At 32.6% G+C, this 14,477-nt stretch carries 17 protein-coding genes; 5 read left to right on the forward strand and 12 right to left on the reverse strand.

The genetic code is table 11. The annotated features are described in order from the left end of the window. Window positions 1-132: 132 nt before the first annotated feature. Both rpmF and FS935_RS06735 read right to left on the reverse strand, forming a co-directional pair. Window positions 133-306: a 50S ribosomal protein L32 gene (gene rpmF, locus FS935_RS06730; RefSeq protein ID WP_102229597.1), complete on the reverse strand. Its 174-nt coding sequence runs from the start codon at window positions 304-306 to the stop codon at window positions 133-135. A 79-nt stretch (window positions 307-385) separates the two neighbouring features. Beyond that, window positions 386-901, reverse strand: a complete 516-nt coding sequence (locus FS935_RS06735) for a YceD family protein (RefSeq protein WP_146946811.1) — start codon at window positions 899-901, stop codon at window positions 386-388. A gap of 365 nt (window positions 902-1,266) precedes the next feature. Between FS935_RS06735 and FS935_RS06740 the strand changes: the two genes are divergently transcribed. Next, a complete protein-coding gene (locus FS935_RS06740; RefSeq protein WP_146946812.1) occupies window positions 1,267-2,487 on the forward strand; it encodes a nucleotidyltransferase in 1,221 nt (406 codons plus the stop codon). Between the two features lie 143 nt (window positions 2,488-2,630). Here FS935_RS06740 and FS935_RS06745 read toward each other — a convergent pair whose 3' ends face one another. Continuing rightward, entirely contained in the window at window positions 2,631-3,656 is a 1,026-nt protein-coding gene (locus tag FS935_RS06745; protein ID WP_146946813.1) for a SepM family pheromone-processing serine protease, read from the reverse strand. After that, window positions 3,646-4,446, reverse strand: coding sequence for a patatin-like phospholipase family protein (locus tag FS935_RS06750; RefSeq protein WP_146946814.1), 801 nt, complete (start codon window positions 4,444-4,446; stop codon window positions 3,646-3,648). The genes FS935_RS06745 and FS935_RS06750 overlap by 11 nt, the downstream gene beginning before the upstream one ends. Window positions 4,447-4,890: 444 nt before the next feature. Here FS935_RS06750 and spoVV point away from each other — a divergent pair, with 444 nt between their 5' ends. After that, window positions 4,891-6,114: a dipicolinic acid transporter SpoVV gene (gene spoVV, locus FS935_RS06755; protein ID WP_146946815.1), complete on the forward strand. Its 1,224-nt coding sequence runs from the start codon at window positions 4,891-4,893 to the stop codon at window positions 6,112-6,114. A gap of 451 nt (window positions 6,115-6,565) precedes the next feature. Here spoVV and coaD read toward each other — a convergent pair whose 3' ends face one another. Continuing rightward, a complete protein-coding gene (gene coaD, locus FS935_RS06760; RefSeq protein WP_146946816.1) occupies window positions 6,566-7,057 on the reverse strand; it encodes a pantetheine-phosphate adenylyltransferase in 492 nt (163 codons plus the stop codon). A gap of 2 nt (window positions 7,058-7,059) precedes the next feature. Further along, window positions 7,060-7,629, reverse strand: coding sequence for a 16S rRNA (guanine(966)-N(2))-methyltransferase RsmD (gene rsmD, locus FS935_RS06765; protein WP_146946817.1), 570 nt, complete (start codon window positions 7,627-7,629; stop codon window positions 7,060-7,062). A 497-nt stretch (window positions 7,630-8,126) separates the two neighbouring features. Between rsmD and FS935_RS06770 the strand changes: the two genes are divergently transcribed. Next, a complete protein-coding gene (locus FS935_RS06770; RefSeq protein ID WP_146946818.1) occupies window positions 8,127-8,516 on the forward strand; it encodes a DUF7147 family protein in 390 nt (129 codons plus the stop codon). A gap of 84 nt (window positions 8,517-8,600) precedes the next feature. Here FS935_RS06770 and FS935_RS06775 read toward each other — a convergent pair whose 3' ends face one another. The 5 genes from FS935_RS06775 to FS935_RS06795 all read right to left on the reverse strand — a co-directional run bounded on the left by FS935_RS06775 (window position 8,601) and on the right by FS935_RS06795 (window position 11,118). Continuing rightward, complete coding sequence (locus tag FS935_RS06775; protein WP_146946819.1) at window positions 8,601-8,873, reverse strand: YlbG family protein; 273 nt, start codon at window positions 8,871-8,873, stop codon at window positions 8,601-8,603. 254 nt (window positions 8,874-9,127) lie between these two features. Then, window positions 9,128-9,571: a YlbF/YmcA family competence regulator gene (locus FS935_RS06780; RefSeq protein ID WP_146946820.1), complete on the reverse strand. Its 444-nt coding sequence runs from the start codon at window positions 9,569-9,571 to the stop codon at window positions 9,128-9,130. Window positions 9,572-9,652: 81 nt separating this feature from the next. Then, complete coding sequence (locus FS935_RS06785) at window positions 9,653-10,066, reverse strand: hypothetical protein (protein WP_146946821.1); 414 nt, start codon at window positions 10,064-10,066, stop codon at window positions 9,653-9,655. Between the two features lie 233 nt (window positions 10,067-10,299). Then, a complete protein-coding gene (locus tag FS935_RS06790; RefSeq protein WP_146946823.1) occupies window positions 10,300-10,539 on the reverse strand; it encodes a YlbE-like family protein in 240 nt (79 codons plus the stop codon). A gap of 177 nt (window positions 10,540-10,716) precedes the next feature. Next, the gene (locus tag FS935_RS06795) at window positions 10,717-11,118 is read right to left on the reverse strand and encodes a YlbD family protein (RefSeq protein WP_146946825.1); all 402 of its coding nucleotides are present in this window, start codon (window positions 11,116-11,118) and stop codon (window positions 10,717-10,719) included. 231 nt (window positions 11,119-11,349) lie between these two features. On the opposite strand from FS935_RS06795, the gene FS935_RS06800 reads away from it, so the two are divergent. Beyond that, a complete protein-coding gene (locus FS935_RS06800; RefSeq protein WP_146946827.1) occupies window positions 11,350-11,838 on the forward strand; it encodes a PaaI family thioesterase in 489 nt (162 codons plus the stop codon). A gap of 386 nt (window positions 11,839-12,224) precedes the next feature. Here FS935_RS06800 and FS935_RS06805 read toward each other — a convergent pair whose 3' ends face one another. Beyond that, complete coding sequence (locus tag FS935_RS06805; RefSeq protein WP_146947097.1) at window positions 12,225-13,298, reverse strand: CAP domain-containing protein; 1,074 nt, start codon at window positions 13,296-13,298, stop codon at window positions 12,225-12,227. Window positions 13,299-14,006: 708 nt separating this feature from the next. Between FS935_RS06805 and FS935_RS06810 the strand changes: the two genes are divergently transcribed. Then, window positions 14,007-14,363 carry a YugN family protein gene (locus tag FS935_RS06810; RefSeq protein WP_146946829.1) on the forward strand — a complete coding sequence of 119 codons (357 nt, stop codon included), beginning with the start codon at window positions 14,007-14,009 and terminating at the stop codon, window positions 14,361-14,363. Window positions 14,364-14,477 lie beyond the last annotated feature (114 nt).

The following is a 14,477-nucleotide window of genomic DNA, read 5'->3' on the forward strand; positions in this document are numbered from 1 at the left end:
TATCAAAACTAAGCCTTTAACTTGTTTTACTTCTAATTATGTATAATCTAATCTTATATTTAGTTCAAAAATATCTTGTAAATATAAAAACGTGAGAATCAATAGATTCTCACGTTTTTAATGGCAAACATATTATTTGCTTACAACGTCTTTTCCTTTGTATGTTCCACATGCTTTACATACACGGTGAGCAAGTTTGCTTTCACCGCAGCTTGGGCATTCTACCATACCAGGTACTTGTAATTTAAAATGAGTACGACGTAGTCTTTTTCTTGTTTTAGAAGTTCTTCTAAAAGGTACAGCCATTATTCCCACCTCCTTAAAGAGCATTACATAGATGAATCCGAATAAATCGGTTCATTGTAAGATATTAGCTAAAATATCATTAGCTTTCGTCATTTTCGAAGAATTTTGCCAGTCCAGCTAATCGAGGATCAACCTTGTTATTCTGAGCTTCCTCAGAAATCACTTCCCAGTCTTTACCTGATTGCGGAGCAGCTCCTTCTACTTTGTCATCATCACAGAAAACTTGTATCGGAATTTCTAATATAATGATTTCTTTTATTATTGGGGTTAAATCCAAAACATCACCATCAACTAGATGAAAATCATCTTCCGTATCATAATCTGCTGGTTTTAATAAAAATGTTTCTGTTGTATCAATTGAAAATGGATATTGAACATCCACTAACGTTCGAGAACAAGGAAGAACCATTGAACCAGTTATTGTTAAGTGAAATGTTGCTTTAGTTGAGCTAAGATCTGCTCTACCAATAACATTTACCGGACTTATATCACGTATGTCTTTATGACTTGTGACAAGGTCACTTACATTAACTTCTTCATCAATCTTCAATCCCTTGCTTTGCAATTGATGTAGTTGACTAATTGTCCATTTCAACGTGTATCACCTCAAGGCAACAAAGGTAATTATAGCCTTCGCAAAATAATTTGTCAATATTTTTTCTTTACAGTGTTAGTATACATGATAATTTCTATAATGCAAAATTAACAACAGTATTACACCATATATTTTGCCGTTCCGTTAGAACACTATACAGAAAACAATGGAATAAGTAAAGAGGTTTATCCATAACACTTCTTAATCTATAATAGTATTAGGTTTGAGGTGGGATCTGTAAATTGGATGGTTGAATTTCACTTTGTTTTTTTATCACTCGGTTTGTTGCTAACGTCAGCACATAAAGATCCCACACTTTAAACACAAGCGTTCAAATAGAAAAAATATGAATTGTTGGTGATAACATGAATGTTCTTGGTTTGATTGTAGAATATAATCCTTTTCATAATGGGCACTTATACCATTTAAAAGAATCAGTAAAAAAAACAAATGCTAATGTTGTTATTGCTGTAATGAGTGGGAATTTTCTTCAAAGAGGTGAACCATCGATCATCTCTAAATGGAAACGTACTGAAATGGCTTTACTAAATGGTGTTGATTTGGTTATAGAGCTTCCGTATGTGTTTGCAACACAAAAAGCAGAAACCTTTGCAAACGGTGCAGTATCAATATTAGATGCATTACATTGTGACAGTCTTTGTTTTGGTAGCGAATCAGGTGAAATTAATCCGTTTCTTCAAACAACTCAATTTTTATTGCAGCACCAAATAGAGTATGATGAACTAATAAAAAAACACGTTCAAACTGGAGTGAGTTTTCCTAAAGCATTAACTCTTGCTTTTCAAGAATTAGCGGGAGATCAAGAAATACTAGATCTTTCTCTTCCAAATAATATTTTAGGATTTCATTATGTGAGTGCCATTTATAAACAAAAGTCAAAAATCAAACCATATACAGTTAAACGATCATCAGCCGGATATCATGATGAAACTTTTACAAGTCCTACAATTGCTAGTGCAACAAGTATTCGGAAAACTCTGTTCTCGAGCGAAAGTGAAGAGTTGAAAATTAGAAATTATGTACCACCTGAAACATTAGAAAGAATAAACAAATATAAATCTGAAAACACTTTGCTCCATAATTGGGAGAGTTATTTTCAATACTTAAAGTACTCAATTTTGACAATGAGTAAAGAAGAAATTCAGTCAATTTACGAGGTTGAAGAAGGGTTAGAAAATCGAATACTTAAGTTTATTATCCAATCAACTAGCTTTCATGAATTAATGGAAAAATTAAAATCAAAAAGATACACATGGACAAGACTTCAAAGAGTATGTACCCACATATTAACAAACACTACAAAACAGGAAATGAAGGATATAACCGAACTATCTCCATACATAAGATTATTAGGAATGACAGAGAAAGGCCAAAAATATTTAAATTCAATCAAAAAGGATGTTCCAATACCTCTTATCTCTAAGGTATCTTCTTTTCAACATCCCTTACTTGACATTGATATAAGAGCATCATACACATATAACATGATATTTCAGGAACCCAATCGTTCATTACGTCTGCAAGATGAATATACTACTCCTCCAATTAGAATTTTGAGGAAATAATTAAGCAATTTAGTAGGAATTTTTCAGTTATTAATATGACCTAAACTTGCTATCTGAATAGAGATCAAAAAATGCCTGGATTAGGTGATTAATCCAGGCATCTTTTCATTTAAGATCTTTTGATTGAAACTAATTTTCATGTTTTAATTATTATCCTCTATTTTCATTAAATAATTTAACGCATCGTCAAAGGTATCTACTGGAATGATTTTCATATTTGTATTAATATCTTTAGCTGTCTTGAGGGCTTCTTGATAATCTGATGTAGAATTGTTTTGTTCATTTGGTGCAAAAAATATATCAACACCATCATGATCAGCAGCAACTATTTTTTGGGAGATCCCTCCTATTGGACCAACTTCACCCTCTGCGTTAATTGTGCCAGTACCAGCAATTTTATATCCTTTTGTTATATCTTCTTCAACAAGTTGATTATAAATTTCCAATGACATCATTAAGCCTGCGGAAGGACCTCCAATTTCTTCTGTTTTCAAGGTAATGGTAGGCTCAACATCAATTTCAAGATCTGTAACTAGCCCTATACCTATTCCCACTTTACTTGGCTGATCTTTGAATGCCGCTAGCTTTATCTTTGCTTCCCTTTGCTCTCCATCTCTTTCATAATTTATGAGCACCTCATCACCTACATTCTTTTTACTCACATACTCAATAAATTCCTCTGCTGTTTGAAATTCAACTTGATCAACTGAATAGATTCGATCTCCCACAATTAATACATCAAATGCAGGCATATCTTCTATAACACCGTCTACATATATTCCATTAAAAGTAAAATCAACCTTTTTATTTGCTTTTTTATAAGCAACGGCAATCGCAGATTCTTGAGAAGCTTCCATCATGTGTAGTTGGCGATTAAAATATTCTTTATCAGTTTCATCTTCACGTCTAATCTCCTCAAGAGGGTGAAGGTAATGATAGTCATTTATTTTTGCCCAAAGATATGTTAAAGGGTTAGCTCTACCAAACCGTACAGTTGTTAAAGAAAAACTACCTTCTTCCTTATCAAATCCATTCTCCACCTCTATAATCGGTTGTAATTCTGAAGCCATCCCTGGCTGTGTAACATAATAGGGGAGTTTGATAAATGTTGTAATCAGAAAAATAATTGCTAAAAAAAGGCTCGTTCTAAAAATAGTTCTACCCTTCATCAGAGTTGTTCTCCTTCCACTTCTCGATAAGTTTATGTATTTTATCAACCTGTAACCTTGCTTCTTTTTCACCAATATCAATAATTTCCTTCGTATTTTTAAACGCCCTAGAACTATATTGCTCTACATGTGGACGAATCATGACATCTGAAGCAATTTCCCGGTGATGTACAAGTTCATCCTGCATAATATCTAAACTTTGTAAAATAACATCAAAAATAGACGTTATATCTTCATTTTTCTTTACATGTGATACATCTACAGCAACCACAATATCTGCCCCCATTTCTTTTACAACTGAAACAGGTACTCTATCAACCACTCCACCATCCACTAACAGTCTACCATTAATTTTTTCCGGAACAAAGATTCCAGGTATTGCAATACTTGCTCGAACAGCATCTGCAACAGATCCTTCTTTAAAAACCACTTTTTTTCCATCGTATAAATCAGTTGCTATAACGGCAACAGGTATGTCTAATTGTTCAAATGTTTTATGATGTGTAAATAAACGAATCAGTTCTTTTACACGATTACCTGAAATAAATCCCATTTTAGGAATTGTATAATCTAAGTAGTATTTTCTTTTAAATGCTAACGCAAATTGGTTCATTCTTTCAATGCTTAAACCTGATGCATAAAAGGTACCTACAAGAGCCCCCATACTACTTCCTGCAATTAAGTCTATTGGAATTCCTTCTTCTTTTAAAACCTTTAGTACTCCTAAATGAGCAAATCCCCTTGCTCCACCAGAACCAAGAGCTAATCCAATTTTAGGTTCCTTTTTCAAAGAGAATCCTCCTTTTTCGGCTTACTTTATTGCGTTACATAAGTTGAAGCAAGCAGCATGAAATAAAGTCTAGTCACCATCTTTTCTTTCTTTGAAATCGTAAATAATAATACTCCTAATAATTTAGTCATTTATAAAAATGTATGTGTAATACATAATGCTTATCCAATATTTTCATTTTATTTACTTATAAATCTAGATAAAAGTAATTTCCAAAACAGATAATTATTCTATACGACATTCTTATGGTCTAAAAAGTGTACCTATTCACGTATATTGAACTAATGAGGATTGTACAAGTATATTTGATAAAACTGATTAGAGCTTTATCAGTATAGTCGTCCATGACTCTGGGTGTGCATATATTAAAAAATTCACATTCAGAAACTTGTTATATTTATAATCTATAAATTATTATGACCGTGATTTAGGAGGCGTCACATTTTGAGTCTTTCAAAATTCAAAACCATTTTCTTAGCTATTTTTATTAGTGGTCTTACAATTTCCATCATTTTAAATCCTAAAGAATCACTTGATGCCTCAACTAGAGGATTAGAAATATGGTGGGAAGTTGTTTTCCCATCACTTCTACCATTTTTTATTGTTTCAGAATTACTCATAGGTTTTGGGGTTGTTAAATTTTTAGGCGTTTTATTAGAACCATTAATGCGTCCTATCTTTCGTGTCCCTGGTGTTGGTGGCTTTGTATGGGCAATGGGAATGGCATCGGGAAATCCTGCTGGCGCAAAGCTTACAGCAAGACTAAGGCAAGAAAACCACCTTACATCAATACAAGCAGAACGACTTGTGTCATTTACAAGTTCTTCAAATCCGTTATTTATCTTCGGTGCAGTTGCAGTTGGATTTTTTAACAATCCAGCTTTAGGAATCCTTTTAGCATCTGCCCATTACTTGGGGAATTTGTGTGTAGGAATAACGATGAGATTTTATGGTGGATCTAATGAAACATTACATGATTCAAAGAAGGTTACCTTTCTTTCTTCGATCATGACTGCATTTAAGGAGTTACATACAACACGAATACAAGAAGGCCGTCCTCTCGGCAAAATGCTTGGAGATGCTGTTATTTCGTCAATTCAAACTCTCTTAATGATTGGCGGATTTATTATATTATTCTCTGTTTTTAATAAGATTCTTTCTATTATTCATGTTACCGAAATGATTGCCTTTATTATTTCCGGTATTTTAGCTCTCTTTCATTTAGCAACTGAACTGAGTGTTCCACTAATAACAGGGATTTTCGAAATTACTCTTGGAAATCAATTAGTTAGTGAAACTAATGTTAAGTTGGTAGATAAAGTAATGATTGCAAGTTTTATTTTGGCATTTGGTGGGTTATCTATACAGGCTCAGGTTGCAAGTATATTAGCTGATACAGATATACGGTTTAAACCATTCTTTTTTGCGAGAATCCTTCAAGGAGTCTACTCATCATTTATTGCTTACTTGCTCTTCAATCCTCTATATGTAAATATTCAAGCATACAACACAACTGATTTGCCTGTCATGCTGATGTTGCATAGTCCAGAGTGGGCAAGAAATTATTGGGAATCTGTTATTCAAATTGGTCCGCTAATTACATTATCATCACTAATGCTATATGTAGTCTTGTATGGTAGACGCAATGTCTTTTCTAAGCCATTGTAATAGCAGGATTAGCATTGATTATTTACCATATTATGTGGTACCTAGTTATATCTTTAGTGGATATGAATCCTAAAAACATACAATGATTAACTAACAATCAAAAAGAGGCTAGGACATAAGTAATTAAGTTAATGGAAAACCCGAATTATTAGGTGATATTTCAATTAATCATTCACCTAATAGTTCGGGTTTTTATATGTCGTCTTAAATATATTTTTTTCTATGCATACTATTTTTAAGAACTAGTGGAATGGAGCGGAAGATACTCGGGCACCTACTTAGAATAGAGGAAAGGCTGAGACCCCGCAGGCTTGCCGAGCAGGCTCAGCTTCCTCCCCGGCGAATGGAGTGTATGCAACGCAATGGAACGAACTTGTTTCTTTAAGCTTAACTGGTTTCAAATTCATTCGTCTTTTTGTATGACTTCTTCAATTATGTCCCAGCCCTTTTCCTAATTCACTTCATTATTAAATTTATTTTTTAGAGCCTTTTCAACGACTGATGGTACCAGATCTGAAATATCTCCTTTATATTTAGCAACTTCTTTAACAATGCTAGAACTCAAAAATGAATATTGATTATTTGTCATCATAAAAAGAGTTTCAATATTATCATCTAGCACACGGTTCATTGATGTGATCTGCATCTCATACTCAAAATCTGAAACAGCTCTTAAGCCTCTTAAAATTGCTTGAGCTTGTTTATCACGAGCATAATCAATTAGTAAGCCTTGGTATGATTCAACAACCACATTCGGTATATTATGCGTCACTTCTCTGATTAATTCACATCGTTCTTCAACTGTAAATAAAGGATTTTTCGAAGAGTTGTTCAGCACACAAATATACACTTGATCAAATACCTTTGCCCCTCTTTTAATGATATCTAAATGTCCAAAGGTAATTGGATCAAAGCTTCCAGGACAAACTGATATACTCCCCATCATTACTCCTCCTCTTCAACACTTTTAAGTTTATATATGGTAATTGAACTCATTCCATATGTTTCATGCTTACATTGAAAAAATTGACCAATTTCCGTATCTAATTTGATATCTGATCCATGCTCTGTAACGATATATCCTTCTTTATGTAGTAGATTATGATCACCGATTGTATTTATAAGCGCTTTCAATTTTTGTTGCTTGTACGGTGGATCTAAAAAAATCAAAGAAAACTGAACCTCTCTTTTAATAATTGGCTTTAAAGCTCGTTCAGCATCATTACGATAAACTTCTGATAATTTTTCAGCTCGACAAAGCTCCAAATTTTTATGTATTGTTTGAATGGCCTTTGCTTCTCGATCAACAAATATGCAATGTCCAATTCCGCGACTTAAGGCTTCTATTCCAAGACCACCACTACCAGCAAATAAATCTAATGCTGTACCACCTTCAAAATATGGACCTACCATATTAAAAATGGCTTCTTTAACTTTATCTGTTGTGGGTCTCGTTGAAACACCTGGCACAGCTTTTAATTGTCTTCCCTTAAAATTCCCTGCTACTACTCTCAATTCTTTCACCACTATTTCTATTTGTTAATTTGCATCAAGGATAATTAATGCACAATTTCTTAAATTAAACTACTAAATAAAGTTCAATTTTATCCTACCACAGCTATTCTAGTTGTTACAATATATTCCCTTCTAAACATATTTCAAGAAAAAGTTTCCCTATTTATGTATACAGAAAAACCATTTGGTGATAATGAGAGTAACAACATCGATTCGTTGATGTTGTTGCCAACCGCGGAGAAGACTTACGTTTCCCCATAAGTTCTTCCTCCGGTTTCTCCTCTCCCTTTGCCTTCAGCCTTTTATTTTTATAAAGGGTTTTGAAGGACCCTACAGAATTTTCTGTAGGGTTTTTTTTATTATTATGTAGAAAGATTCAAGCTATTATCATTTAAAGCAACATGTTATAGTAAGACTTGGTTTATTTCTTGCTTAAAGCACTAAATGCTACAAAGTATAAATTAACAGTTTTATTAAAATCTCAGGGGGAATTAAGAATGATTCAAAGATTTATTGAGCTAGGTGAAGGTTATTCAGATATTTATGAACTAATTGATACAGCGAAAGCAAATAAGCATAGAGTATCAAGATTAATTGCATTACATACAAAACTAGAAGAAAAAGCAGTTACTTCGATAGTAGTTGTTATGCAACCAACAACCTTGGGAGACTTTCAAGCTCTTTATATGTGCAGAGAAGGTATTCCAAATCCGTCAATTAAAGCAAATAAAAGATATCAGCTATTTGAAGAGCTCGCTGCTTATTTACGATTAAACATTATTACAATAGATGTTAAACCTTCTACAATGTTCAACGAAAAAGAATTATATCATCAATATTTAATTGGGATTTTGCGATTAAATCATTTCATTCCACCCATGCGTTAGCCACTGTTTTTTCCACAACAAAGGCAGATACAATAACTTTAAAAACAATCTTTATGTTTTCAAAGATAAGTATCTGCCTTCTTTTCATAATCCAAGTTTATAATCGTATTCTTTAGCCTTATCAATCTTAGATTCAAATTCCAATTTTAAATAAGGCTTATATGATGGCTCTGCATGTTTAACAAATGAATATGAACAGAGCTTCTGTACAGTTTGCTCAACTGCATTCATATCACAATAAAGAACAACATATTTTAAACGCTTTGAAACATAATGGACATTACCAAATTTTCTTAGCATTTTTAACTGTTTTAATGAATGTACCCACACAACAATTCCCTGCCGCTTTTCAAACATAATAATTCTCCTTATTATAAGGTGTAGATTCTTTTTCTCAGTAATTTTTTCACAAACAACACTATACCTATATTAGCATCATGAATCAATATCAAGCAAAAGTCTAGCAAATATTTTCATTTGTCTTACTATTTATCGTTATGTAAATGAATTATGAGCTTTATAGATATTACAAAACCACAAATGGAAAGAAGATAAATTTCTTCCATCATTTGTGGTTTGTTTATCTGTCTTATATTAGACATTTATAATAGTTATGATACTTTGCAGCCACAACCTCCACCAGAACCACAGCCTCCACCACAGCTGGATTCAAAGAAAGGATTTCCTGTTGGCACTTTAATATGGATCGATACTGCTTGACCTAATTCAACACTAATTTCATCCAAAAGTGATTGCAGTTCATTTTCAGATTTTTTAAAGGTAGAGATTACTTCATTTAAATCAAGTTCTCTTTTGGTATCTCGTAACTCCTTTGTAATCTTTCGATAATCAGGATGATATTTACCAAATCGTTGAACATCTTCGTAAAGATCTTTTATTTTCGTAAATCTATAAATTAACTCTTGAGCTTCTTTATCATTTTTTAATATATTGTAACTATGACGATACTGATCTGCAATCTCGGAATTAAGGACTAAATCCGCGAGTTGTTCAGCTTCATCTAATAATTGAATACTCTCAATAGTTGCAAACATAGGCTGTATGCACCTCCGCTATTCATTTTAACATGAATAACAAAAAATGAAAAATCCAATGTTTAGATGAACTTTCTTATTTTACTGAACCTTTACATTTAATGTCTTTTTCAGATTCTTCACATTTTGATCATTATGAACAACCTCAACTACAATATTATGTTCTCCCTTTTCTAACCCTTTTAAAATAAAAGCAGCAGTATAAATTTCCTTTGTCTTTTGACCATCTACTGTGACATTAAGATGACCTTCGCCTTTTTTAAGTTGAAAACCAGGAATAAAACATTCTACATATACGTTTTGTTCTCTTGTATGGTAGTTAATATCAAATGTTGCTTTCGGATTTTGACTTGCAACAGCTACAACATCATCTGAAACTTCATTAACTTGAACGGGAATAATTTGATCTACTATTCCCTTTGGTCTAGGCTTGTCCTCTGTACAACCGACTAATATACTCAGTAATATAGCAAACATTGGTAATAACCTTTTCATTTTTTCCGCCTCCTTTTTTTTATTGTTTACTGAGAAGAGCGAAAACATGAATCCTTTACTTTTAACCTTTTCAATAACGCTGTTTTTCTCAATCAATTGATCAAAAACAACTTTTCCGGAAAAAAAGCCTTCATAAAATAGTTTCGAGCTAAAGTTACATCAAGCGTGAATTTATACCTTACTTTCAATAAACCCTAGACCCGAAACTAATTTTATTGGCTACACAAAGGTTTTCAATCTTGCTGTCTCATTGATTGAAACATCGCTACCATCATCGAAGCCATTTGAACTGAATTAGTAAACTGTTGAACTTTATGTGGAATAGTTCTATGGTAGTAGTTCATCATCTCAATTTCTAAGGTATCAAAGTCATTAGGATTTCTAGATAGCTTTCTGTACCAATGAGGCTGTTCTCTTATAAATTGTTTTCGATCATTTTTAGCTCGTATGAAATCTTGAACTTCCTTTCTCATCAACACCATCCCCAATTTTGACATCTAATGGAATAAAAATAGAAAACACCTATGTTCGTACTTAAGAAGTTTTAGAATAGAAGACATTCTTGCCTTCTATCCTAAAATGACTTATATCCCTAGAAAAAAGGAGTTGATTTTCTTATCAGACATTCGCTCTCCAGGAAGATAATAGAGTTAATCCTTTCTAAATGTAAAAGGATTCTGACTATTGCTTGTAGCTTGTTGATTAGTTCCCTTCGAACTTCCAAATTGATCGAATAGACCTTGAATAGTTGAAATTGTGCTACTCATATTTGTAATATGGTGATTTACTGTATTCATATCCATTTTCTTTACTGCTGACAGCATTTGCGACATAAAGTCAGCTTTACTATCTTTTTTATCATCCTCTTGCTCCTGCTCTCCGTCTCTATATTGCTTCCACACAACATCATTCTCACCAAGTAAGTACCAGTCTTCAAACACTTCCTGCCAGTCTTTATTACCTTTACGAACTTCCTGTACAAGTTTAGGATGCTTCTTAACAAATTCTTTAAATTGTTGAACAGAAGGATGAGATTTCTTCTTTGATGTCATCTAATATCACCTCGTCAATACATTTGCCTATGATATATTATCAAAAAATCCTCTAATTGGTTCGCCCATTTTTTGATTTATTAAAATCACTTTAAACCTTTTCAATCAATTTTAGTTCTACTATCAGCTTAGTTAAACAAAGTAAATCCTTATTTCAAAACCAAAAATATCATTGCTTCTCCCAAGAAAATTCTGGTAAAATATCACTACATAAAGGAGTTGGAAAAGCCGATGAATAAGGCAGAATTACTACAAACAACAAATGAGATCTTACAAGAAGCTAATCAAGAAGATATGGAAGTTCTTACATTACTGTTAAATGGTTTAAAGAAAAAGCAAAATAATAAGATAAGCTCATATATTGGTGCACTTCTTCATGCAGAAGGTGAATATCTCGAAGAATCTTTTTCGATTAAAATCCCGAATACACCAATTATTCAGAATGCCCTTAATATTGTTCATGGTGGAATTACTGCTACATTACTAGATTCAGCAATGGGAGGGTTAGCTCATCACATCCTACCACCAGACAAAGCTGCAGTAACAACTGAGATCAAAATAAACTATGTAGCACCAGGTGTTGGAAAAGAATTATCATGTAAGGCAAACCTTATTCATAAAGGAAATAAAACAATTGTGACAGAAGGTAAAGTCTTTAGAGACGATGGAACACTTATTGCACATAGTACTGCAAGTTTTTTTATAATAAATAGAGGCTAGGAAGATTGATATGAAAAGACATTTTTTCAAAAAACAATGTGAATTATGTAAAAAGAAAAGTAAATTGGGAAGAAACTATTATAATGAATTAAATAAAAAGATTTTCATCTGCTCTCTTTGTGTCGAATATGCTGAAAGACGGGCTTATCGAAAACTTAATTAATTGATTAAATGTAAGACATTATGAAATATAGCCTCAGAAATATAAAAAGGTGAAGATCTCATTTTCTGAGTTTCTTCACCTTTTATTCACTATTCAAATTTGAAAAAAGCATTGTATAAAGTCTAATGGATTTCTTCTTCCTAAAAGTAATTAAATCCGCTAAAACTTGGCTACTACAGATAAGAAGAACATCTTCTTACAAACTTTCTCCGAAGACCTTACTCTATTTTAATGGTTCCCATGTTTTTAAGAAATTTTGTGTATAGTATAATTCATCTACTCCAATTCCTAAGTGGGTGAAATCGTCATTTAACATTGTCTCCCGGTGACCTTTAGAATTTAACCAGCCTTCTGAAGCAGCTATTCCATCTACATACTGTGCTGCAATATTTTCCCCAGCCATTTCATACTTTATGTTTAATTGAGCAAGACGATCTACTAAAGATCCTTCCGTAGGTGATTCATGTGAGAAGTAATTATTATCCTTCATATCTTGGCTATGTGAAAATGCTACATTTGCTGTTTCATCATGCCATTTTAATGGTTGTGCATTATGTCTTAAACGTAACATATTTGTTATGGCTAAAATTTGTTTCTCAGAACCAGCCTCTATTTTGTCCCACTTTTCTTCCGTTATTTCTTCTGCTTCTATTAAATTACCTCTATACGTTACTTCATAAGAACGTTGTTTAACAAAGGTTTCAGCATCCATTACACGGACACTCGACAACACTCCATCAAATTTATCAATATACAATTGTACATAAACATCACCGAGTTGAATTGTAGGTCTTGTATTCATATCTTCCTCTGAAAATTCAAAACGATATGAATTTCCTTCATAATCGAGTGTTAAGCTTGATGTTACCGGTTGAATATTAAAAATGTCTTGTAGAGATTGTTCGATAGTAAAGGGCTTCACATTCAGTTTATTACCAATCCCATAAACAGAAACAACTTTTTGATTTAAAATTCCTACTTGAATATATTGTTGACTATCTTGTTCATATATCCACCAATCATAATCATATGCAGAAGGATCAATCCTATCAGGCTCACCCATTAATGCTGTTATTTCCTCTGAAGATTTATTCATAAGAGAAATAATACCTTCCTCTGGTAAAGTAACTTGTTTTTCTTCCACGTTATCTTCTTTATTTGATAACTCCTCATTTGATATCTGCACATTTTCTTCTTGATGTTGTTCATTAGGTGTATATTGTCCAAAATACATAAATAATGTATAACTAAGAAAAATAATAATAAAAATAACGATTGCTCGTAATAATATTCGAATGTCAAACCCCTCCTTACAACCCTCTACTATCATTATATGAAAAATCATCTTATATATTCTAGTTAAATATGAGTTTTGAGTGTTAAAACTTTTAACAATGATAGAATCCTTAACTAAATCCTATCTTTTCTAGCAGCTATTTCAATGAAACAGTTTCTTTACTATTATTACCCTAAAGAGCATTTTCTAAAACAATGGTTTAGTATTTTGTTTATGGCTATGTTAAAGCTTAATGTTGATTTTTAGCACTTTATTGATTGGAAGTGAATATATGAGACTCCTGCTTAGAGAAGCGTGTCAAAGGGAGACCCCACAGGCGCGCAGCTTACAAGGAGGTTCCCTGACCTAGGAAGAATTGTCCTTATTCTTCACTAGGAAAAAACGAACTGCATTTTTTCCCGGGAAAGCGAATGCCTATAACGGAAATCAACAACAAATTTTAACAGAGCCTTGTTTATAATTATAGGCACGATATTGCTACTTGACAAAAATTAACCTATTGAAAAGGTGTCATTTTCTATCAAAATAATCATTTTCTTATACACAATCACATGTTTGGCATTGATGTTAATTCTTTTTCATACTATTATTATACAGTAGGCCTATATATTTTAATGTTAGTTTTCAAAATGAAAGTTTTACTTTATCTTTCAAAGAGATTTAAGCTATAATAAAATTCGTGAAAAGGCTTTAGGAGGGACATTACATATGAAAATAGAAGGTACGGGTTTAGAAGGTCTTACAGTAGATCTTTCTCGTTTGGATGAAATTATGGAAGATGCCGGACTTGTAAGAGCTGGCCAATGGGATTATGAGCGTGCTACATTTGATCGTAAAATCGAAGCAAAAGATGAAACATTTTACCTACGCGTTCAAGCTTATGCTGTAGAAGGTGAAATTGGTGGTCGTCACGCATTAGTTAAACTAATGACTCCTTTATTAGGAAAACATTATTACCCGCACGGTGTTGAATATGGTGAAGGTGAGAACTTTCCATCAGCTATATTAAACACAAGTAAAGGACTGCTAAAACAAGTATCTGAAGAATTACAAAAAGTACAATAAATCTTATATGTTCATTAAAAGCAAAGGAGAAATTCCTTTGTTTTTTTTATTCGTAAATCACAAATTATTCAATGAATTTTCTTTGTTTTCTCATGAATTAAGTAATATAATGTA

This window comes from Metabacillus litoralis (genome assembly GCF_007994985.1).
Classification (GTDB): Bacteria; Bacillota; Bacilli; order Bacillales; family Bacillaceae; genus Metabacillus; species Metabacillus litoralis.